Origin of the sequence: Photobacterium sp. TLY01 (assembly GCF_021432065.1) — a bacterium.
In the GTDB taxonomy this organism is placed as follows: Bacteria; Pseudomonadota; Gammaproteobacteria; order Enterobacterales; family Vibrionaceae; genus Photobacterium; species Photobacterium halotolerans_A.
This window is the reverse complement of record NZ_CP090364.1, coordinates 2,728,063-2,748,817: the sequence shown is the minus strand read 5'-3', so window position 1 is coordinate 2,748,817 and position 20,755 is coordinate 2,728,063. Positions and strand designations below refer to the sequence as shown.

Here is a 20,755-nt window from a genome sequence, read left to right as displayed (position 1 = left end):
CAGCAGGTCTAAAACCGAAAGCCAATTCCGAGCTGATAAACCTGCTCTAACGCTTCATAATCCATGGTGGCATGCAGGTTTACTTTTTCATTCAGCTCGTATTGACTGCTCAGTTCCACACCCAGCCGGGTGTCTTCTTCCACTCGCTCAGACGTTACTGCACTGCGCAGGCTGATTTTTGGGCTGAAGTTGTACTGTACGCCCGATAACAAGCCGCGTGTTGCCGCCTGCTGCTGGTTACCGCTTTTCAGGCGGGTACTGACATACACTTGGGTAGACTGGGTGAGGGCGTAGGCATAACCGCTGTCTATCTGCCAGAGGTCAAACTGTTCGGCGCTGCGTGACTGAGAATTCAGAAACCACCCTGCCGTCGCTGACACTGAAACAGGCTCAGTAACCGGCACCGTCTCAGTGGCCAGTGCCGGCCAGGCCAGACAGATCAAAAGCAATAACCACCCGTGTTTCATCCTCAGCCATCCCTGTGAATCCAATATCCATTTCAGTATCCGTTAATCCTAGGTCAGAAATATGTCACCCAGTGTGTGTTTCATCCCAGATTACTGATTTTCATGTCAGATTGCGGCAAAGATCAAACTACGAGTGATTTTGTGCTCTGATGAGCCGGTGTTTTTCTTTATATGGAAAAACATCTTCAAACTGGCCCTGCTGGATATTGGACTGCAAGTGTTGCCAGTAGCCAGGATCAAACAGATCGCTGTGCAGCTCATCGAACAATTGCCGCACTTTGGGATTGATCAGCAGGAAAGTCCGGAATTCTTCCGGGAAGACATCATTGGTGCCCACGCTGTACCAGGGTTCAGCCGACAGTTCATCTTCCGGGAACCGGGGCGGCGGAATGCGGCGGAAGTTGATTTCGGTCATGTAGCTGATTTCATCATAATCATAGAAAACCACACGTTTATGACGGGTCACCCCGAAGTTTTTAAACAGCATGTCACCCGGGAAGATATTGGCGGCCGCCAGTTGTTTGATGGCTTTGCCGTATTCATCCACGGCGTGGCGCAGATCCTCATCATTGGCTTGTTCGATATAGAGGTTGAAAGGGATCATCCGACGTTCAATGTAGAGATGTTTGATCATGATTTCTTTGTCCGTCACGATCAGGCTCGACGGCGCCTCACGCTTGAGTTCCTCTAACAACGTATCGCTGAACCGGCTGCGGTCAAAACTGAAATTACGGTATTCCTGGGTATCGGCCATCCGGCCGACTCTGTCATGTTCTTTTACCAGCTGGTATTTCTCTTTGACCGTGGCCCGGTTCATTTCCTTCTGAGGCGCGAACTTGTCTTTGATCACTTTAAAAACAAAACCATAGGATGGCAGGGTAAAGACGCTCATCACCATGCCTTTAATCCCCGGCGCCAGTTCGAACTTGTCATCGGAATGTTCAAGATGATGGAGAAATTCCCGGTACAACTCTGTTTTGCCGTGCTTCTGGCATCCGATGGCGGTATAGAGTTCGGCATGAGTTTTGTTCGGTAACAACTCACTGAGAAAACGGACCAGTGCGGCGGGTGCCGGGGCGTACACCATGAAGTAGGAACGCGCAAAGCCAAAGACGATGCTGACATCATCGACATGGCACAGGCAGGCATCCACATACAACTGGCGATTCTCTGTGGTCAGCACAGGTAACACCAGGGGGATCTGGGTGTTGTTTTCCAGCAACAGCCGGCCAATCAGGTAAGCGGCTTTATTGCGGTAAAAGGGTTCTTTGATCAGCTCAAGCCGCGCTTTTTGCATGGCTGGCGCGCCAAATTCATCCTCAAGTCTGGCGACGATCAGCCCAATATCCCGGCTTTTGTCTTCCCAGCTCAGTGTGAATGGGGTCTCATCCATCATGCGTTCAAACAGATAGTGCGGTCCATTTTCTGACTGGTATAAACGGGTCAAAGCGGTTGGATAAGGGGCAATGCGCCCGGTCTGAGAGCTGTGCACAAACAGTTTGTCGCGGTTGATATCGCGGTGCTCGAAAATTCGGCAATAGACGGAATTAAAGAAACTTTCTGCAATATCATAGCGTGGATAGTCCAGCAGCAGATCTTCATAAGAAGATTTGACGGCGGTCAGAAACTCGCGGTTCGCATATTGCCTGCCGAGCATGATCTGGATCTGGCGGCTGACCAGTTCCACATGATGATCGTAAAAGTTGATCCGCTGTTTCAGGGCCTGGTGGACTGATAACCAGTCCTGATTTTCAAATCTGTCCTGGGCGCCGGCGGTGACATCCAGAAACCGGCCGTACATCGCATCAAAGCCTTGGAGTATGGAATGTGCAACAAGCTGTTCCATCGCTGCTGTCATGCCGGATCCCTCCGAAATATTATTGTAATCATTGTCATTCCCCAGGCTGTCTTCCTGCATGGCCTGTGAGTGATATCTCTGGCTCTGAGGGTGCTTTACTATCGGAACCAGAACATTATTGGGCTTTTAACCGGTTGGTTGCTGCTGAGCTGGTCAGCGAAGGCAACGCATCCTTACGAGTTACTATGCAATGTCAATGGGTTAACTGCAATTGCAGAAATGCGATTTCATTTAATTTTATGCGACGAATCTATTCTTGACGGGAATAATGAATTTGCAGAGCTAAACGCTGTATTCCGGGAAAGTAAAAAATAAATCACTAGTCGGTGTTGACTCACTCCTGGGGATCAGGTAAACGTAACAACACGCACACAACATTAGTAATCATATAAAAACATGGCACTGAACCTCATCGGCACCACCACCATTATTATTACCGGCACAAACAGTGTTGGGGCGGGCTGATACGCGCAAGATTTCAAAAAAAAGCCCGCACCTCACAGTGCGGGCTTTTTTTTCACCATGGTTTTTCAGATGCAATGGCAAGATTCACTGGCCGCAAACAATAACAGCCAGGAAGCGGTTGCCGACAAGTCAAAATTAACGGAAGTGGAGTAGGGAATGCGAGTGCTTAAGTTTGGCGGTTCATCTTTAGCGGATGCCGACCGGTTTCTCAGGGCGGCGGATATCATCGCCAGTAATGCCCATCAGGGTAACGTCTCAGTGGTGCTGTCTGCACCGGGCAAAGTGACCAACAAACTGGTTTCTGTCATTGATACCACAGTCGCGACGGGAGATGCGGAACTGCAGCTCACGGATCTGGAAAACACCTTTCACAGCCTGTTCGAGGGGATTGCGCAACATTTGCCTGCGTTTGATCGTACGGCAGTCGATGCAAAACTCGCCAGTTCGCTGGGTCAGCTCAAGCAGCTGGTCCACGGGATGAAACTGCTGGGACAGTGCCCGGACAATGTCTACGCGCGCATCATCAGTAAAGGTGAGCGCCTGTCGATTGTGGCGATGAAAGCAGTGCTGGAAGCGAAGGGACACAAAGCGGATCTGATTGATCCGGTTGCTTATTTAGTGGCGCAGGGTGACTACCTGGAAGGGCATGTTGATATTGAACTGTCAACCGACAACTTCCGTCGTCACCCGCTGGCTGAAGGCCACATCCATATCATGCCGGGTTTTACGGCTGGTAATGAGAAAGGTGAGCTGGTGATCTTGGGCCGAAACGGTTCGGACTATTCGGCTGCCGTGCTGGCGGCTTGTTTACGGGCCGAGTGCTGTGAAATCTGGACCGATGTCGATGGCGTGTATAACTGCGATCCGCGTCTGGTGCCTGATGCCCGCTTGCTGAAATCGCTCAGCTACCAGGAAGCGATGGAGCTGTCCTACTTCGGTGCTTCGGTCCTGCACCCGAAAACCATTGCCCCGATTGCGCAATTTCACATTCCCTGCCTGATCAAAAACAGTTTTAATCCGCAAGGTGCCGGAACACTGATCGGCCAGGATACGGGTGAAGACAAGCTGGCAATCAAAGGGATTACCACGCTCAAAAACCTGACTATGGTGAATGTGTCCGGCCCGGGTATGAAAGGCATGGTTGGCATGGCGGCCCGGGTTTTTGGGGCGATGTCGGCGTCAGGTGTCTCGATTGTCCTGATCACTCAGTCCTCATCGGAATACAGCATTAGTTTTTGTATCGAAAGCGAGGATAAGCAGGCGGCAGAGCAGGCGCTGCGCAACAATTTCGAGCTGGAGCTGAAAGAAGGGCTGTTAGAGCCGGTAGAGTTCATTGACGACTCAGCCATCGTGACCCTGGTCGGCGATGGCATGCGTACCTCCCGTGGTGTGGCATCCCAGTTCTTCACTTCGCTGGCTGAAGTGAATGTTAATATTATCGCGATTGCGCAGGGCTCTTCTGAAAGGGCGATTTCTGCTGTGATCCCGGCGAACAAGGTTTCGGAAGCGGTGAAAGCCTGCCATGAGAACCTGTTTAACAGTAAACACTTCCTGGATGTGTTTGTGGTTGGTGTCGGTGGTGTCGGTGGCGAGCTGGTGGATCAGATCCATCGTCAGCAAGAGAAACTGGCGGAAAAAGGGATTGTGATCCGGGTTTGCGGCTTGTCGAACAGTAAAGGCATGCTGTTAGACAACAATGGCCTGGCGCTGGAAAACTGGCGCGATGCCATGGGTCAGGCGGCAGAGGGCTTTAATCTGGCAAGTCTGATTCAGCTGGTGCAGCGTCACCACATTATCAACCCTGTGATTATTGACTGTACGTCTGATGAAGGCATTGCCGAGCAGTACGTCGACTTCCTGGCCGCCGGTTTCCACGTCATTACCCCGAACAAGAAAGCCAATACCGCCAGCATGGCTTATTATCACCAGCTGCGTCAGGCCGCGCGCGTGACGCGTCGTCGTTTCATGTATGACACCACTGTCGGTGCCGGCCTGCCTGTGATCGAAAACCTGCAGAACCTGATGGCTGCCGGGGATGAGCTGGAGCGTTTCGCCGGGATTCTGTCTGGCTCGTTGTCTTTCATCTTCGGTAAACTGGACGAAGGCATGAGCCTGAGTGAAGCAACGACCGTGGCCCGCAATAACGGTTTCACAGAACCGGATCCCCGTGATGATCTGTCCGGCATGGATGTGGCGCGCAAACTCTTGATTCTGGCCCGTGAAGCCGGTTATGCCCTGGAGCTGAGCGATGTGGTGGTCGAGCCGGCCTTGCCGCCGGGCTTTGATCAAAGTGGCGATGTCGAGGCCTTCATGCAGCGCTTGCCTCAGGCTGATGCTTACTTCAGTGAATGGTCAGCCAAAGCGGCCGCAGAAGGCAAAGTGCTGCGTTATATCGGTGAAATCGACCAGGGTCAGTGCAGCGTCAAAGTGGCGGCCGTTGATCAAGATGATCCGATGTTTAAAATCAAGGACGGTGAGAATGCGCTGGCCTTCTACAGCCGTTACTATCAACCCATTCCTCTGGTGCTGCGCGGATACGGTGCCGGTACCGAGGTCACAGCGGCAGGGGTTTTCGCAGATCTGATGCGTACCGTCGGCTGGAAACTGGGAGTCTAATCATGAGTGTGACTGTTTACGCACCGGCATCGATTGGGAATGTCAGTGTCGGTTTTGATGTTCTCGGGGCGGCGGTGTCGCCTGTTGATGGCACCCTGCTGGGGGATAAAGTGACAGTAGCCGCAGGTACTGAGCCTTTTTCGCTGCGCTGTGAAGGTGATTTTGTCGCCAAGCTGCCCGCCGAGCCGCAAGAGAACATCGTTTATCACTGCTGGCAGGTGTTTGCCCGCGAGCTGGATAAGAAAAATATCAGTCTGAAACCTGTGTCGATGACGCTGGCGAAGAATATGCCCATCGGCTCTGGCCTGGGTTCCAGCGCCTGTTCCATTGTCGCTGCTCTCGATGCTCTGAACCGCTTTCATGATAACCCGCTGACAGAGACAGAACTGCTGGCGTTGATGGGAGAAATGGAAGGCCAGATTTCAGGTGGTGTGCATTACGATAACGTGGCGCCCTGCTATCTGGGCGGATTGCAGTTCATGGTGGAAGAGCTGGGGATCATCAGCCAGTCCGTTCCGAGCTTCGATAACTGGTACTGGGTGATGGCTTATCCGGGGATCAAAGTCTCGACTGCGGAAGCCCGGGCGATTTTGCCGGCCCAGTATCGTCGGCAGGATATCATTGCCCATGGCCGTTATCTGGGCGGTTTTATCCATGCCTGCCACAGTCAGCAGCCGCAGCTGGCCGCCAAAATGATTAAAGATGTGGTGGCAGAACCCTATCGCGAAGGCTTGCTGCCGGGCTTTAAGCAAGCGCGCCAGTACGCGCTGGAAGCCGGTGCGCTGGCCAGTGGGATTTCAGGTTCAGGACCAACCATGTTCAGTATTTGTGATGATCTGGAAGTTGCAGAGCGCATTGCCCGTTGGTTGCAGCAGCATTATGTCCAGAATGATGAAGGATTCGTCCATGTCTGTCGTCTCGACAGCCAGGGTTCAACAGAAATAGGAAGTGAGTATTAATCATGAAGTTGTATAACTTGAAAGATCATCAGGAAGAAGTGTCTTTTGCGCAGGCCGTCCGCCAGGGGCTGGGCCGTAATCAGGGCCTGTTTTTTCCTGACCGCTTGCCGGATTTAGGCGACATCGATGCTTTGCTTGAGCAGGATTTTGTGACTCGCAGCAGCCGTATTCTGTCAGCCTTTATCGGTGATGAACTGGCCACGGAAACCGTTCAGCAAATGGTGAGCAATGCCTTCCAGTTCCCGGCGCCTGTGGCTCAGGTAAAAGACGGCGTTTATGCGCTGGAGTTGTTCCACGGCCCAACGCTGGCCTTCAAAGACTTCGGTGGCCGGTTTATGGCGCAGTCGCTGGCGGCTGTGTCTGATTCGAACGGCAAGATCACCATTCTGACCGCGACCTCAGGAGATACCGGTGCGGCTGTGGCACACGCCTTCTACGGGATGGACAACATTAAAGTCGTCATCCTGTATCCGAAGGGCAAGATCAGCCCGCTGCAGGAAAAGCTGTTCTGTACCCTGGGCGGCAATATTCACACCGTGGCGGTGAACGGCACCTTTGATGATTGCCAGTCGCTGGTCAAGCAGGCGTTTGATGACGCTGAGCTGCGTCAGGAAGTGGGTCTGAACTCTGCCAACTCGATTAACATCAGCCGCCTGATGGCGCAGATCTGTTATTACTTCGAAGCCGTGGCGCAACTGCCGAAAGCCGCCCGCGGCAATCTGGTGGTGTCTGTGCCGAGCGGCAACTTCGGTAACCTGACTGCTGGCCTGCTGGCCAAAGCGCTGGGTCTGCCGGTGAAACGCTTTATTGCCGCAACCAACGTCAACGACACCGTGCCGCGCTATCTGCAAAGCGGTCAGTGGGAGCCCAAAGCCACGATTCCGACCATTTCTAATGCCATGGATGTCAGCCAGCCTAACAACTGGCCGCGCATTGAAGAACTGTGTCAGAAGCAGGGTTGGGGCCTGAGCGAGTTGGGTTATGGCGCAGTGACCGACGAGCAGAGTGCAGAAACCCTGCGTCAGATGGATGCGGCAGGCTACTTGTGCGAGCCGCATGGTGCGATTGCCTACCGGGTACTCAATGAGCAGTTGCAGCCAGGTGAAACCGGCTTGTTCCTGTGTACGGCGCATCCGGCCAAGTTTAAAGAAGTGGTGGAAGAGATCCTGCAAAAAGAGATCGATCTGCCAGCGCCCCTGGCCAAGCACGGTGCGATGGAACTGTTGTCTGAAGAGCGGGATAACGACTTTGATCAGCTGAAAGCGGTTCTGCGCGCAGTGCAGGATGATTGATAGAGATACATCCGCTTGTCTTGAGCCACCTTCGGGTGGCTCTTTTGTTTGGCGGCGTTTCTTCTCAATCCGGATTTGATTATAATTTGATTATCATCACCGACGCAGAGAAACACACGTGGAAAGCAAAACGGCCCGTTTTACCGTCTTAATGGATCCCCGAAAAAAGCAGGCATTTGAGAAGCTGTGTGCCGCTCAGGACATTACGCCGTCTCAGGTGGTTCGCCAGTTGATCCGTGAATATCTGGAAAAACATGATGTCAGCTATCTCGATGAACCGAAATCGGATTAGTGCGTTCCGGGTTGTGCCAGACATCTGAGCCCCTTTCTTTGTGAAAGGGGTTTTGTGTTTTTGGCGCAGCCATTTTCGGGATCCCCGGCGACAAGAATAGTTGTGATAATTTCATTGTAATTACATTATAATGTTTGTGTTTGAGTTTTCCTGGCAGGACAGCGCTGGGCGAATATCCTTAAGTTGAGATGTTGATAAAGAGAGACCGTTGAGCATGAGTGATACTTTACCTCCTTGCCCGGAATGCAATTCGTCTTATGTTTATGAAGACAGCAACCTGTTGATCTGCCCTGAGTGCGGCCATGAGTGGATACCGGGTGAAGTGATTGAAGATGCGGATGCACTGATTGTGAAAGACGCGAATGGCACTGTGTTGCAGGACGGCGATTTCGTGACTTTGATTAAAGATCTCAAGGTCAAAGGGTCGTCGTCTGTCGCCAAAGTCGGCACCAAAGTGAAAATCAATCGCCTGGTGGATGGCGACCACAACATCGATTGTAAGATTGATGGTATCGGCGCCATGATGCTGAAATCTGAGTTTGTGAAAAAAGCCTGATTTCAGTCAGTCGCAAACAGAAAAACGCCGCAGCCCAACAGGTTGCGGCGTTTTTTGTCTGGCAAGCCCTTACAGCGTGTCGGTGAAGGTCCGGGCGATGACATCCCGCTGCTGCTCTGGCGTCAGTGCGTTGAAACGTACCGCATAGCCAGACACTCGAATGGTCAGCTGCGGATATTTTTCCGGGTGCGCTACGGCATCTTCCAGGGTTTCCCGTTTGAGCACATTGACGTTGAGATGCTGGCCGCCTTCAATACGCGGCGCCTGTTCAACAGGCAGTTCGCGAGACTCAAACTGACCCAGTTCAGACAGGGCGATGTCCTGATCTTGCGCAAAGCCGTCAATCGCGCACAGGCAACGTGCTGTGCCACTGGCAGCATCCAGCAGCCAGATTGAATTGAGCAGTAGAGGATTGGCCGCTTGGGTAATTTGAATGCCGGTGATCATGGCAGCTCCTTGGTTGTGTTCAGAATTAGCACAATAGCGTGCCTGACAAAGTCGTCAGGCACTGTGTGACATCTTCATCCTACCGTGTTGATCATCCGGCCCCTTGATCTGTATCAAGTAAGTTTCCTTCCTGCGCCAGAGCGTGATGCTGCACAAATTGTGCGCAAAAATGCGCTCAACTGGCGCATTCACCGTAAAGCAGATTGTCGCTTTGGTCGCCTGAGGATTACAGATGCCGCTAAATCACTGTGAGAAAAGGTCAGTGAACAAACTGACAAAGTTGGCATTGATCTTTCATTAAACAGACTGAACCTTCAATGATGAGGCAATAACTATGAAAGCGAGTGCGATGCCAGCCCCCAGAATGAGCGCAGTAAGCGGCTCACGTCTTCCTCAGGCCAATCGTCCTATCCAGGGACGCGGTCACTGGCGTACCCCTGTTGGTCCAATGTCCCGACCCAAGTGATACCTGTTATCGTTGCGATGACATGATCAGACAGGCAGAATGTCGGCTTACCTTGATTTCACCCGCAGGAGCCGACATGTCTGTTTCAGAGTCCCCATCTTCAACGCTTTTCGACTGGACACAGTTGCTGGAACAGGAACGACAGCAAGCCTACTTTCAGCAGGCAGAGGCACAGGTTGCCGCAGAAAGGCTGGCTGGCAAAGTGATCTTTCCTGCTCAAGCCGATGTATTTCGTGCTTTTGAGGTCACCCCTTTTGATCAGGTCAAGGTCGTGATTCTGGGTCAGGATCCTTATCACGGCCCTGATCAGGCCCACGGGCTCAGCTTCTCGGTGCAACCCGGAGTCAAAGTTCCCCCGTCTCTCGCCAATATGTATAAAGAGCTGGCCACGGATATCGACGGATTTCGTATTCCCGCTCATGGCTGCTTACAACCCTGGGCTGAGCAGGGCGTACTGCTGCTCAATACCGTGCTGACGGTTGAGCAGGGCAAAGCGCACTCGCACAGTAAATATGGCTGGGAAAAGTTTACCGACCGGGCCATTGCCAGTCTGAATCAGCACAGAGATGGCCTGGTGTTCCTGCTGTGGGGCGCGCACGCTCAGAAGAAAGGGAAACAGATCGACCGGGACAGACACTGCGTGCTGGAAGCGGCGCATCCGTCACCTTTGTCTGCCTATCGCGGCTTTTTTGGCTGCCGCCATTTTTCTCAGGCAAACAAATGGTTGCGACAACGCCATAAAAGTGAGATTGACTGGCAATTACCCGAACAAATGTAAGGTAACTTAACCTGGATCAAACAGAATTCGCTATCCCGGTTTACACTTAAAGCTGGGATGTTAATGTCCGGGAGGTCGAAATGCTATTGGACAGTATTCACACCGAACATGGTTATATCAACCGGTTGCTTAAACTGTTAGGCACAAAATTAAAAGCGATCAGAGAGGGTCATGAAGTGAATTATCAGCTGATTCGCGACATCGTGACCTATCTGCAGAACCAGGCTGAGCACTGCCACCATCCGAAAGAAGATGTTATCTACCACTACTTCCTCAGGCACTACGGGGAAGAGCAGGATATCTTGGATCTGGAGGCGGAGCACATCGAACTGGCCAAGCTGACCGCGGATTTTGCGGAAACCGTCGATATGATACTGATGGATGCCGTCATCCCGCTGGATGTGTTTGCGGATAAGCTCAACGCTTTTGTGAATCGTCAGCGCCAGCACCTGGAAACTGAAGAGAAGAGGGTGTTCCCTGTGATTCGCCGGCATTTTACCGCTCAGGACTGGGCGGCCGTTGACGAAGAGTATCAGGATTGCCTGTGCGATCCTTTGTTCGGCAAAGAGGTGTCAGCGCAGTACCGGGAGCTGGCAAACCGGCTGGAGCCAGAGCATTAACATCTGCAGGCCACAAAAAAACAGCACCGGCCTGAGTGCCGGTGTTGGTCGTTTGAGACTAGCCTTAACCTAGTCATGGTCGTGCAAAACCCAGATTACAAATCTACCTCATCGGTAAACTCATGTAAGATATCAATGTCCTGAAGTTCCTTTTTCAGTTTTTGCTTATCTTTCAGTGCTTCAATTTCCCGCCACTTGCGTTTCACAGGTTTACTGCGTGCATTGCGACGAGGAAAATCGCTTTCAAGCATGTTGTCGAATCCAAAGCTATCCATATTGCACCTCTTTTACCATCCTGAGTATTGCTCAGAGCAGGGGCATCTTGCCCCTTTGATCATCAGTTAAATATCACAATACGGCATAGAATAAAATTGAACTATTTCGCATTTGTTATTTATTTGTGAAATTAGTTCAGGGTTCATTGCTGATTTCAATGGTTTGTCCAGTTGACAAGAAAGTAACCCACTGCTCATTTCTGCTCAGTGCGCGTTGATTTTTAGCGACTAACTCCGCATCATCGCTCATGTTTTCGGCAGTCGGTCACACAAGAGGCAGCGATCAGCAAACCGAACAATGCGCGGCAGTTCAGATGTTGTGCTGGTTTTATATCAGTCTGCGCTGACAGATGAATGACACTTGAATGAAGCGGCAGGGTAAAAACGTGCCGGGCAAAGATACCTTTGAGCAAGGGAAGGGGTTGGTGTGACAAGTCAGATAAATTTTCTCAATGACCTGCTGTGGGGATCTGTATTGATTTACCTGCTGGTCGGTGTTGGGATCTATTTTACCTACTTGCTGGGTTTTATTCAGTTCCGGCATTTTGGTCACATGTTTAAGGTGATGAAAAACAGTCGCAAGTCGGATGCGGCTGGCATCTCTTCTTTTCAGGCATTGTGCACCAGTCTGGCTGCCCGGGTCGGGACCGGCAACATGGCCGGCGTTGCGGTGGCGCTCACCTTAGGCGGTCCGGGCGCGATTTTCTGGATGTGGCTGATTGCCATGCTAGGGATGGCGACGGCCTTTGCGGAAAGTGCGCTGGCCCAGTTGTATAAGACCCGGGATGATGACGGTAACTACCGCGGCGGCCCGGCGTACTACATGGAAAAAGGACTGGGCATGCGCTGGATGGGCGTAGTGTTCTCCATTTTTCTGATCATTGCCTTCGGTCTGGTGTTCAATGCGGTTCAGGCGAACTCCATTGCCAAAGCCATGAATGTGGCCTTTGGCTGGCAACCTGTGGTGGTGGGCATGGTGCTGGTGGCGCTGACCGGCTTTATCATCTTTGGTGGCATGCGCACCATTGCCCGCACCGCAGAAATTCTGGTGCCTGTGATGGCGATTTGTTATCTGCTGCTGGCACTGGTGGTAGTGGCGATGAATATCGAACAGGTCCCTTCGGTGATCGCCCTGATTTTCCGCAGTGCCTTTGGTCTGGAAGAGGCGGCCTCGGGCGCTCTGGGCTATACCATCGCTCAAGGCATGATCAATGGCCTCAAGCGCGGGCTGTTTTCGAACGAAGCGGGCATGGGATCGGCGCCCAATGCCGCGGCATCGGCCACGCCGTACCCGCCGCATCCGGCGTCGCAAGGCTATGTACAGATGCTGGGGGTCTTTACCGATACGATCGTGATCTGCTCGGCCACAGTCGCCATTATTCTGGTCTCCGGTGAGTATGTGCCGCATGGTGAAGTCACCGGTATAGAGCTGACGCAGCGGGCGCTGGCTTCCCAGGTGGGTGACTGGGGCGGGATCTTCATTGCCATCGCGATCTTCCTGTTTGCCTTTACCTCGCTGGTGGCCAATTACTCGTATGCGGAAACCAACCTGATTTTTCTGGAGCACAACCACAAAGCCGGGTTGCTGCTTTTTCGCGCCGTGGTACTGGGCATGGTGATGTTCGGTGCGCTGGCAGAATTGCCAACGGTATGGGCGATGGCGGATGTCTCGATGGGGATGATGGCCATTATCAACCTGATCGCCATTTTGCTGTTGTCGGGCACTGTGGTGAAACTGGCGAAAGACTATAACGCGCAATTAGCGCAGGGTAAGGTGCCGACGTTTGACAGCGCCCAGTACCCGGAATTACATGCTCAGCTGGATGAGGATATCTGGACCAGCCGCTCAGAACGATAGGCGGCACCTATGGCAAAGAAAGCGATAACCACGCGCGTTGTACGTGGTTTTTTGATGCCGAAATGGTAATCTTGCCGACAGACACGCTTACAGGACATCAAAACATGCTGATAGTGGTTTCCCCTGCTAAAACTCTGGATTATGAATCTCCACTGGCCACAAAGACTTATACTTTGCCTGAGCTGACTGATCACTCAATGGAACTGATTGAGGTTTGTCGTCAGCTGACGCCGATGGATATTGCAAGCCTGATGAAGGTCAGTGATAAAATCGCCGGACTCAATGCGGCCCGTTTTGCCGACTGGCAGCCGGATTTTACCCCGGAAAACGCCCGTCAGGCCATTTTGGCCTTTAAAGGAGATGTATACACCGGCCTGGAAGCTGACAGCCTGAGCGAGGATGATTTTGCTTTTGCCCAGCAGCACCTGCGTATGTTGTCCGGTTTGTATGGTTTGTTACGGCCGCTGGATCTGATGCAACCCTACCGTCTGGAAATGGGCACTAAGCTGGCGAACGGCCGCGGTACCAACCTGTATCAGTTCTGGGGCAGCATCATCACCGACAAACTCAATGCCGCACTTGCCGCGCAGGGTGATGACCTCCTGATTAATCTGGCCTCGAATGAATACTTCAAAGCCGTGAAGCCAAAATCGCTGAAAGGTAAAGTGATCACCCCTGTGTTCAAAGACTGCAAAAACGGTCAGTACAAGGTGATCAGTTTCTACGCCAAGAAAGCCCGTGGCATGATGGCGCGTTATATCATTGAGAATCGCCTGACGTCAGTCGAGCAACTGAAACAATTTGATGTGGCAGGCTATTACTTCGCACCTGAAGAATCGACGGCCGCCGAGCTGGTATTTAAGCGCGAAGAGCAGTAAAAACCTGAGCGTTTGCCACAGACTAAAAAGAAAAAGGGCCGGAGATTGTCTCCGGCCCTTTGCTTTTGGCATCAGCTGCGCGACTAAGATGACTTGGTCGCGGCCTTTTTCTTGACGGATTTTTTCTTCTTGGCGTCTTTCTTCTTGCCGTCTTTGGTTTTTTTCTTTTTCTTCACTGTAACCGGCTTTTTGTGTTTCGGACGCAGACCTTCGATAAAGCGCTCCGGGATCTCTTCTTTCATATACCGGCTGACACGCTCGATCATGCCCTGATCATGGGCTTCCACCAGCGAGATGGCTGTGCCTTTCTTACCGGCACGGGCTGTACGGCCAATCCGGTGCAGATACACATCGGCCGTGCGCGGCATGTCAAAGTTAATCACGTGGCTGACGTCCGGCAGGTCAATCCCCCGTGCCGCGACATCAGTGGCGATCAGTATATTGGTTTCGCCTTCGCGGAAACGACGGATGGCATTATTGCGGGTGGCTTGCGCCATTTCACCCTGGATCCACACGCAGGCAATTTTCAGCGCTGCCAGTTGATCCCGCAGCTCGGCCAGTCGCTCGCGGGTTTTGACAAAAATGATACTGCGCTCGGCTTGATCGCTGAGGATATTTTGCAGCAACGCCATTTTGTGTGCCATATCGTCACAGCGGTGGTAGACCTGATGGATCTTTTTGCGCTCACGGCGCGGTGGCTCAGCGTTGACTTCAACCGGTTCATTTAAAATAGTCTGGGAGAACTCACGCACCCCTTTGCCTTCCAGAGTGGCAGAGAACAGCAAGCTCTGACGGCGCCAGCGGCACTCTTCATGCAGGCGTTTCACCACCGCTCCGAAACCCATGTCGAGCATGCGGTCTGCTTCGTCCAGGATCAGGCATTCGATGGCACGGCAATCGAATTTCTCGCCTTCAATGTATTCCATCAGACGGCCTGGTGTGGCAACCACGATGTCTTGGGTTTTGCCCAGGTACTCAGCGTGTTCGTCGTAAGAGATACCGCCTGTGATGGTGAAGATTTTCAGATCCGTATGGGCGGCCAGGGCTTTGGCTTGATCCGCGACCTGAATCGCCAGTTCACGGGTTGGGGTCAGAATCAGCACCCGGGCCGGGCCGGGTTTACGGCGCGGAAAATCAAGCAGGTGCTGGATCATGGGCAAGACAAAGGCGGCTGTTTTTCCGGTACCCGTTGGTGCGGAAGCCAGTACGTCACGGCCATCCAGGGCATGAGGGATAGCCTCAGACTGCACAACGGTTGGACGGGAGTATCCCATATCTTCAATCGCTTGTAGCAGAGCGCCATCTAACTCTAATTCGGAAAAATCTCTCACCAGTCTTACTCCTAAGTAGCGGGCTGCCCCTGAAAGTCGCGTGTCGATGGGCAGTTTGCTGCTGTGATTCAGTTAAGGGGCGGCATTATAGTGTGATTTGATGCAAGTATCACCGATTAAAGCACAAAAACTTGGATTATCCCTGCCGCTCGCTGACCGGATCAGAGCTTAAGGTAAAAGTCTTGTGTCAGGGCAACAAACTCAGCCGAGTACTGGCCATGCTGATGGATGGTCAGGGATGTTTCGTCACACTCACCAGCCTGAGGGGAAAGCGCCATCAGCAGACGGTGAACCGGTTTGGCGGCGGTGCTTTTCACCCGGCACAGCCGGCGGCAATACAAATCATCGTCAGCCAGCATGGCCAGGAGTGCTTCCCCCTCGTAGACCGGCAGGATCAGGCTGGCCTGTCCGGTCGGTGCCAGCAGGGATTGCAGGCAGCTGAGCAACTCTTTGTGGGGCAAAGTGTCGGTATGCCGCGCGGTGGCCCGTCGCTGGCAACTGGCCTGTTCACCATGGTTGAAGTAGGGCGGATTGCATAAAATGGTCTGGAAGCGGCCTTTGGACTGAGCACGGGTCCATTCGCGAATATCTTGCTTGTCGGCTTGCAATCGCGCAGACCAGGGTGAGGCCGAGAAATTCTTGCCAGCCGCAGCCACGGCGGCCGGGTCAATATCCAGCGCCAGAATCTCCGCAGGGCCGGATTGCGTGCGCTGCGCTGCCATTAACGACAGCAAACCGCTGCCGCAGCCAATGTCGAGTATGGTCGGGCCATTGTTATCAGCCTGACTGTCACGGCAGCTTGACACGCTGGCCCATGCGCCTAACAACACACCATCTGTGCTGACGGGCATGCCACATCCGTGGTCGTCGACATGAAACTGTTTAAACGTAAAACCTTTATTCATCGAAAGAATGTCCAAAAAGGCAGCCGGGTAAAATCAGTCCGCTATTATAGCGGTTATTCTTATCCAGGGTTGAATTGCGGCCAAAGACTGTAAAGTTTGCCACCTTGATGGTTTAATGTTCTGTGTTGGATGTTTTGTGAGCAATGTTTGTTTTAGTATATGGCTCTTGTAATAACCAAGAAATTGGGTGTTTATTTTGGTTTTTTGGCTATCAATCCGAAGAAAGTGGTGTTTTTGGCTGTGAGGTTGTCACTGACATTCTTTTGCTTCATTATGCTGCCTCTTTTGCTGGATGTAGTGATATATCTCAGTAATAAACCATAAATGCTAACACAACATAACAATAGACGAGTGGGAAGGTGCAGTTTGAATAACACACTCAAGGTTTCAGATATTTTTGCGATAGGTTTTATGACCTTCGCCTTCTTCCTGGGTGCCGGAAATATTATTTTCCCGCCCCAGGCCGGTTTAAGTGCAGGTGATAACCTGCTGCCAGCGATGTTTGGTTTCCTGTCGACGGCAGTCGGCTTGCCGCTGATCGGCATCATAGCCGTGGCTGTTGCCGGCGGCGGCTGGAAAGGGCTGACCCGAGATCTGCCGCCTCAGCTGGCAACGCTGATGGCCGTTCTTATCTTTATCATCATCGGTCCTGCTTTTGCGGCGCCTCGTACGGGTCTTGTGGCCTACGAAATGGCGGTCAAACCTTTTATTGCCGATGGTGGACAAACCAGCCTGACCATTTTCTCTGTTGCCTTCTTTGGGCTGGCACTGTTCTTTGCATGGTCTCGCGGCAGGTTGATCGATTCCATCGGTAAGCTGCTTACCCCGGCGCTCTTTGCCGTGCTGGCTATTCTGGCTGTGGCCGTATTCCTGAACCCGCAAAGCGAGATTCAGGCCGCACAGGGTGATTATGTCAATATGGCGTTCACCAAAGGATTCCTTGAAGGCTATAACACCATGGATACCTTTGCCGCGCTGATGTTCGGCATGCTGATTGTTGATGTGATCCGTAACAAAGGTATCACGGATGAGAAAGCAACCTGCAAGTATCTGATGATGGCCGGTGTCATTGCGGCAGCGGGCCTGGCGTTTGTCTACATCTCCCTGTTCTATCTGGGAGCCACCAGTGCGGCTGTCGCGGATGGCGCGGCCAATGGCGGTGCGATTCTGGCGGGTTATGTACTGGCGCTGTTTGGTCCTGTCGGACAGTATATTCTGTCGGCGATTGTGATGCTGGCCTGTCTGACCACGGCGATTGGCCTGATCAGTGCCTGTTCGGATTACTTCAGCTCGCTGACCCGTCTGTCTTATGAAACCTGGGCCGTGATCCTGTCTGTGACTTGTGGTGTGGTGGCCAATGTCGGCCTGAACCAGCTGATCAGCCTGTCGGTGCCTGTGCTGTTTGCTTTGTATCCTGTGGCTGTGGCCCTGGTGATTCTGACCTTTGTCCGTCGCTGGCTGCCAAACCCGCGTCTGGCCTACCGTGTGGTACTGCTGGTTTCGTTGATCTTCAGCCTGATTGATGCGGGCAAAGTGATCGGCCTGGATATGTCATTCCTGAGCTTCCTGCCAATGTTTGACTACGGCATGGCCTGGACAACGCCGACCTTGCTGGCACTGGTGGTCACCCGCTTCTTCCGGGCAGACATCTGTGAGGCCAAAGCACAAACGGCTTAAACCGTCTGCTGCAATCTGTTTTATCTGAACGCCCCGGTTTGCACCGGGGCGTTTTTTTTTGCCACCTGCATACGACGACGGTGGATCAGGCGACTCGCCTGAGCAGATCTTGGATTGCTGCTCTGGCCTGGCTGGCCAGTTGATGCGGGTCAAGCTGAGGCACACCGTTGTTGACCACAGGCCGGCCCTGCACAAAGGTATATTTGATATCGACGGGCTCGCCGCACAGGATCGGAGCCAGCAACGGGGTATGGCAGCCCGCGAAGCGGGGCGCCCGCAGATCGTAGATCACCAGATCGGCTGCGTAGCCGACCGCCAGTTTGCCGACTTTATCCAGTCCGAGCAGCCTGGCGCCGTCTTCCGTGCCCCATTTCAGCACGGTTTCCAGGTTCGTTGCCTCAGCCCCCTGCTGTGCTCTGTGCAGCAGCCAGGTCAGGTTGAGTTCCTGGATCATCGAACCGGACTCTGAAGATGCTGAACCGTCGACCCCAATGCTGATTGGCATCCCGGCCTGAGCCATGCGGATCACAGGGGCAATGCCGCTGCCGAGACGGCAGTTGGAGGTCGGGCAGTGGGCAATTCCTGTCCTGCTGCCGGCCAGTGTGGCGATATCCCGCTCATTGGCCTGTACCAGGTGGGCAAACCAGACATCTTCGCCCAGCCAGTGACAGCTTTCGGCATAGTCCACCGCGCTCATCCGGTAGTTCTGCTGCGCCTGAACCTCATCAAAATGGACTTCGAGCAAGTGCGAGTGCATTTTCAGGCCATGACTGCGGGCAAACTCTGCCAGCAGCCGTAAATCGGCCGGCGAGGAAGAGTGCACCAGGCTGGTCGGCGCGACGACCAGTTTGCGCATCGCATCCCCGCCGGGCTGGTGATAGCGCGAGCGGGACTGATCGAGTCGGGTGAGGCACTGGGCGATGGATTCCGGTTCGACCGGGCTGCTGCGCATGCCTTTGTGGCTGCCCTGGCGGGTTGCGCCTCCCCGGCAGAGTACCAGCCGGATGCCCACATCCTCTGCGGCTTGCCAGACCGCGGCCTCCAGCTCCGGGCTGGTCGTTGCATGATAGAGATAATGATGATCGGCACAGGTCGTGGTGCCGGAGCGCAGCAGTTCACTAAAGCCCAGACAGGCGGCGGCGTACATGATCTCCGGCGTGATCTGCGGCCAGAAACGGTATGGCACGCTGGCCAGCCAGTCGCCAAGCGGCTGATTCAGTCCGGCCGGGATCCCTTTGAGGATCGATTGCGCAATGTGGTGATGGCTGTTGACCAGCCCGGGATAAATCACACAATCGCGGGCCTGGATGCAGCTCTCACCCGGTAACTGGCTAAGCTGGCAGCCGATTTCAGTGATATAGCCCTGCTGGATGCGAATATCGCTGGCCGTGGCATCATGGCCGAAAATGGCGCAAGCGCCTTTTATCAGATAGTTCATCGGTTCACTTTCCTCGTCTGAGCAATGTCCCGGGTAACCTCCCTGACCGCTTCTACTCTTCGGTGTATGAGTTGATCGTTGATCGCTTGTGAGTACTTCGCGCGTTGCTTGACGGCCCGTGAGCCTGTTCGCTGACTGTATCCCAAAGCAAATCTTGCGCCAGTCTGCCGGGTGCGCGAGCGCCTGGTCCTGACGGCGGAGGGCAAGGCTGAGCTGGACGTTTTATGCACAACAACAACGCATCGACTGCGGGTAATGCACCAGTGCAGTGCGCTGGTTTGTATCGGGTTTGTGTGCTGCTGGCGCGCGGCTGTCTGGTGTCATCTTTGTTAACGCTATGTAAATTAAGGAATGTCTGTCGTGCTGTCTTGCTTTGCATACAGGCTGGCATGGTGTTTGCCTTAACCTTGTTGTTGATTGTCAGCACGGCTGGCAGCAGCAAGGTTCAGTGTTGAGTAGAAGCGGTTAGGGAAAGATCCCGGGACATTGCTCAATAAGTGCGATGCACAGTGCGGCTCCACACGCTGTGTCATCGCTACTTTTCCCAGGTGCAATGGATGACACGGAGAAAGCAATGAAAACGACTTCACAGACACTCAGCCGTATGACACTGGCTGCCATTCTGTTGGTATCTGCTCAGGCCAGCTATGCAATCGATAAGGTCACGTTTCAGCTCGACTGGCTGCCCGGCGGCGATAAAGCGCCGGTTTATGTTGGTGTCGAGCAGGGCTTTTTTGCAGAGGCCGGGCTGGATGTCACAATCCGGCAGGGGAAAGGCTCGACCGATGCCATCACCAAGCTGGCCACTGGTGCCGCCGATGTCGGCCTGTCTGATCTGGTGTCCCTGCTGGTCGCCAAAGCCAACGATAATGTGCCGGTGAAAGCGATTTACTCGGTGTTCAGTAAAGCCCCGTATGCCTTTTATGTCCTGAGTGACAGCCAGGTTAAGTCGGTCCGGGATGTGGCCAATACCACGATTGCCACCTCACCGTTTACCTCGGCCAATGTTTTTCTGCCTTTGCTGCTGCGTAAAAACGGCATCGCCGAAGACAGTGTGACTGTGCTGAAAGCCGATCCGGGCGCACTCAATCCGATGCTGATCACGGGCAAGGCCGAAGTGATGATCTCCTGGATCACTGACACAGTGAAAAATCAGGCCCAGGCGGCGCAAGTGGGAAAACAGCTCACAGTTTTACCCTGGCATGACGCCGGTCTGGAATTTTATTCTACCGCCGTGATTGCCAGCGAGCGCTTTCTCAAAGCGCGTCCTGAGGTCGCCAAACGCTTTGTCGCCGCTTATGCCAAATCGGTAGCCTATACCTGGGCACATCCCGAGCAGAGTGGCGCGGATGTACACGCCAGCGTGCCGGATGTCGATCCACAACAGGCGGCAGATACCATCAAATCCATCAGGGGGCTGGTCTATAACGAGGTCAGCGAGCGCGATGGTATGGGCCATTTCGCCCCTGCACGTCTGGCATCTACCTGGCAGTGGACGGCTCAGGCGCAGCAGCTGGAGCAAGCCAGCTTTGATCCTGAGTCCGCCATCAGCCGTGATTTCTTGCCGGAGGAATAAG

The 20,755-nt window shown here is 53.4% G+C and carries 19 protein-coding genes and 1 other annotated feature; of the genes, 12 read left to right on the top strand and 7 right to left on the bottom strand.

Annotated elements, in window-relative coordinates:
• Nucleotides 1-8 precede the first annotated feature (8 nt).
• Both LN341_RS12825 and aceK read right to left on the bottom strand, forming a co-directional pair.
• The gene (locus tag LN341_RS12825; protein ID WP_046219036.1) at nucleotides 9-467 is read right to left on the bottom strand and encodes a hypothetical protein; all 459 of its coding nucleotides are present in this window, start codon (nucleotides 465-467) and stop codon (nucleotides 9-11) included.
• A gap of 127 nt (nucleotides 468-594) precedes the next feature.
• On the bottom strand, nucleotides 595-2,325 hold the full coding sequence (gene aceK / locus LN341_RS12820; protein ID WP_234203501.1) for a bifunctional isocitrate dehydrogenase kinase/phosphatase: 1,731 nt from the start codon (nucleotides 2,323-2,325) through the stop codon (nucleotides 595-597).
• A 403-nt stretch (nucleotides 2,326-2,728) separates the two neighbouring features.
• Nucleotides 2,729-2,844, top strand: a sequence feature (Thr leader region).
• 102 nt (nucleotides 2,845-2,946) lie between these two features.
• On the opposite strand from aceK, the gene thrA reads away from it, so the two are divergent.
• The 5 genes from thrA (at nucleotide 2,947) to LN341_RS12795 (ending at nucleotide 8,505) form a co-directional block, all read left to right on the top strand.
• Nucleotides 2,947-5,406: a bifunctional aspartate kinase/homoserine dehydrogenase I gene (gene thrA / locus LN341_RS12815; RefSeq protein ID WP_234203500.1), complete on the top strand. Its 2,460-nt coding sequence runs from the start codon at nucleotides 2,947-2,949 to the stop codon at nucleotides 5,404-5,406.
• Between the two features lie 2 nt (nucleotides 5,407-5,408).
• Nucleotides 5,409-6,365 carry a homoserine kinase gene (gene thrB, locus LN341_RS12810; RefSeq protein WP_046219034.1) on the top strand — a complete coding sequence of 319 codons (957 nt, stop codon included), beginning with the start codon at nucleotides 5,409-5,411 and terminating at the stop codon, nucleotides 6,363-6,365.
• 2 nt (nucleotides 6,366-6,367) lie between these two features.
• On the top strand, nucleotides 6,368-7,657 hold the full coding sequence (gene thrC, locus LN341_RS12805; RefSeq protein WP_234203499.1) for a threonine synthase: 1,290 nt from the start codon (nucleotides 6,368-6,370) through the stop codon (nucleotides 7,655-7,657).
• A 118-nt stretch (nucleotides 7,658-7,775) separates the two neighbouring features.
• Complete coding sequence (locus tag LN341_RS12800) at nucleotides 7,776-7,949, top strand: ribbon-helix-helix protein, CopG family (protein ID WP_046219032.1); 174 nt, start codon at nucleotides 7,776-7,778, stop codon at nucleotides 7,947-7,949.
• A gap of 214 nt (nucleotides 7,950-8,163) precedes the next feature.
• The gene (locus tag LN341_RS12795) at nucleotides 8,164-8,505 is read left to right on the top strand and encodes a zinc ribbon domain-containing protein YjdM (protein ID WP_046219031.1); all 342 of its coding nucleotides are present in this window, start codon (nucleotides 8,164-8,166) and stop codon (nucleotides 8,503-8,505) included.
• Between the two features lie 69 nt (nucleotides 8,506-8,574).
• Here LN341_RS12795 and grcA read toward each other — a convergent pair whose 3' ends face one another.
• Entirely contained in the window at nucleotides 8,575-8,952 is a 378-nt protein-coding gene (grcA, locus tag LN341_RS12790) for an autonomous glycyl radical cofactor GrcA (protein WP_234203498.1), read from the bottom strand.
• Nucleotides 8,953-9,494: 542 nt separating this feature from the next.
• Between grcA and ung the strand changes: the two genes are divergently transcribed.
• Complete coding sequence (ung, locus tag LN341_RS12785; protein WP_234203497.1) at nucleotides 9,495-10,196, top strand: uracil-DNA glycosylase; 702 nt, start codon at nucleotides 9,495-9,497, stop codon at nucleotides 10,194-10,196.
• 80 nt (nucleotides 10,197-10,276) lie between these two features.
• A complete protein-coding gene (locus tag LN341_RS12780) occupies nucleotides 10,277-10,816 on the top strand; it encodes a hemerythrin domain-containing protein (RefSeq protein ID WP_234203496.1) in 540 nt (179 codons plus the stop codon).
• Between the two features lie 95 nt (nucleotides 10,817-10,911).
• On the opposite strand, the gene LN341_RS12775 is transcribed toward LN341_RS12780, so the two are convergent.
• Nucleotides 10,912-11,091: a DUF3545 family protein gene (locus tag LN341_RS12775; RefSeq protein WP_027253123.1), complete on the bottom strand. Its 180-nt coding sequence runs from the start codon at nucleotides 11,089-11,091 to the stop codon at nucleotides 10,912-10,914.
• A 427-nt stretch (nucleotides 11,092-11,518) separates the two neighbouring features.
• On the opposite strand from LN341_RS12775, the gene LN341_RS12770 reads away from it, so the two are divergent.
• Together LN341_RS12770 and yaaA are read left to right on the top strand one after the other, a co-directional pair.
• On the top strand, nucleotides 11,519-12,949 hold the full coding sequence (locus LN341_RS12770; protein ID WP_046219027.1) for a sodium:alanine symporter family protein: 1,431 nt from the start codon (nucleotides 11,519-11,521) through the stop codon (nucleotides 12,947-12,949).
• 104 nt (nucleotides 12,950-13,053) lie between these two features.
• The gene (gene yaaA / locus LN341_RS12765) at nucleotides 13,054-13,827 is read left to right on the top strand and encodes a peroxide stress protein YaaA (protein ID WP_234203495.1); all 774 of its coding nucleotides are present in this window, start codon (nucleotides 13,054-13,056) and stop codon (nucleotides 13,825-13,827) included.
• Nucleotides 13,828-13,910: 83 nt separating this feature from the next.
• Here the strand turns inward: yaaA and srmB are convergent, their stop codons facing one another.
• Entirely contained in the window at nucleotides 13,911-15,158 is a 1,248-nt protein-coding gene (gene srmB / locus LN341_RS12760) for an ATP-dependent RNA helicase SrmB (protein WP_234203494.1), read from the bottom strand.
• Nucleotides 15,159-15,319: 161 nt separating this feature from the next.
• Complete coding sequence (locus LN341_RS12755; RefSeq protein WP_234203493.1) at nucleotides 15,320-16,063, bottom strand: tRNA1(Val) (adenine(37)-N6)-methyltransferase; 744 nt, start codon at nucleotides 16,061-16,063, stop codon at nucleotides 15,320-15,322.
• A gap of 143 nt (nucleotides 16,064-16,206) precedes the next feature.
• Between LN341_RS12755 and LN341_RS12750 the strand changes: the two genes are divergently transcribed.
• Together LN341_RS12750 and brnQ are read left to right on the top strand one after the other, a co-directional pair.
• Entirely contained in the window at nucleotides 16,207-16,377 is a 171-nt protein-coding gene (locus LN341_RS12750) for a hypothetical protein (RefSeq protein ID WP_234203492.1), read from the top strand.
• 52 nt (nucleotides 16,378-16,429) lie between these two features.
• On the top strand, nucleotides 16,430-17,740 hold the full coding sequence (gene brnQ / locus LN341_RS12745) for a branched-chain amino acid transport system II carrier protein (protein WP_144408981.1): 1,311 nt from the start codon (nucleotides 16,430-16,432) through the stop codon (nucleotides 17,738-17,740).
• An 85-nt stretch (nucleotides 17,741-17,825) separates the two neighbouring features.
• On the opposite strand, the gene LN341_RS12740 is transcribed toward brnQ, so the two are convergent.
• Nucleotides 17,826-19,178, bottom strand: a complete 1,353-nt coding sequence (locus LN341_RS12740) for an amidohydrolase family protein (RefSeq protein ID WP_234203491.1) — start codon at nucleotides 19,176-19,178, stop codon at nucleotides 17,826-17,828.
• 574 nt (nucleotides 19,179-19,752) lie between these two features.
• Between LN341_RS12740 and LN341_RS12735 the strand changes: the two genes are divergently transcribed.
• A complete protein-coding gene (locus LN341_RS12735) occupies nucleotides 19,753-20,754 on the top strand; it encodes an ABC transporter substrate-binding protein (protein ID WP_234203490.1) in 1,002 nt (333 codons plus the stop codon).
• Nucleotide 20,755: the final 1 nt, after the last annotated feature.

What these genes read in the sequence shown, in the direction of transcription:
- aceK (WP_234203501.1), bottom strand. Translation starts at nt 2,325, where the DNA reads ATGACAGCAGCGATGGAACAGCTTGTTGCACATTCCATACTCCAAGGC.
- thrB (WP_046219034.1), top strand. Translation starts at nt 5,409, where the DNA reads ATGAGTGTGACTGTTTACGCACCGGCATCGATTGGGAATGTCAGTGTC.
- LN341_RS12740 (WP_234203491.1), bottom strand. Translation starts at nt 19,178, where the DNA reads ATGAACTATCTGATAAAAGGCGCTTGCGCCATTTTCGGCCATGATGCC.
- ung (WP_234203497.1), top strand. Translation starts at nt 9,495, where the DNA reads ATGTCTGTTTCAGAGTCCCCATCTTCAACGCTTTTCGACTGGACACAG.
- thrC (WP_234203499.1), top strand. Translation starts at nt 6,368, where the DNA reads ATGAAGTTGTATAACTTGAAAGATCATCAGGAAGAAGTGTCTTTTGCG.
- LN341_RS12735 (WP_234203490.1), top strand. Translation starts at nt 19,753, where the DNA reads ATGAAAACGACTTCACAGACACTCAGCCGTATGACACTGGCTGCCATT.
- thrA (WP_234203500.1), top strand. Translation starts at nt 2,947, where the DNA reads ATGCGAGTGCTTAAGTTTGGCGGTTCATCTTTAGCGGATGCCGACCGG.
- LN341_RS12750 (WP_234203492.1), top strand. Translation starts at nt 16,207, where the DNA reads ATGTTTGTTTTAGTATATGGCTCTTGTAATAACCAAGAAATTGGGTGT.
- LN341_RS12825 (WP_046219036.1), bottom strand. Translation starts at nt 467, where the DNA reads ATGAAACACGGGTGGTTATTGCTTTTGATCTGTCTGGCCTGGCCGGCA.
- LN341_RS12795 (WP_046219031.1), top strand. Translation starts at nt 8,164, where the DNA reads ATGAGTGATACTTTACCTCCTTGCCCGGAATGCAATTCGTCTTATGTT.
- LN341_RS12775 (WP_027253123.1), bottom strand. Translation starts at nt 11,091, where the DNA reads ATGGATAGCTTTGGATTCGACAACATGCTTGAAAGCGATTTTCCTCGT.
- yaaA (WP_234203495.1), top strand. Translation starts at nt 13,054, where the DNA reads ATGCTGATAGTGGTTTCCCCTGCTAAAACTCTGGATTATGAATCTCCA.
- LN341_RS12755 (WP_234203493.1), bottom strand. Translation starts at nt 16,063, where the DNA reads ATGAATAAAGGTTTTACGTTTAAACAGTTTCATGTCGACGACCACGGA.
- LN341_RS12780 (WP_234203496.1), top strand. Translation starts at nt 10,277, where the DNA reads ATGCTATTGGACAGTATTCACACCGAACATGGTTATATCAACCGGTTG.
- grcA (WP_234203498.1), bottom strand. Translation starts at nt 8,952, where the DNA reads ATGATCACCGGCATTCAAATTACCCAAGCGGCCAATCCTCTACTGCTC.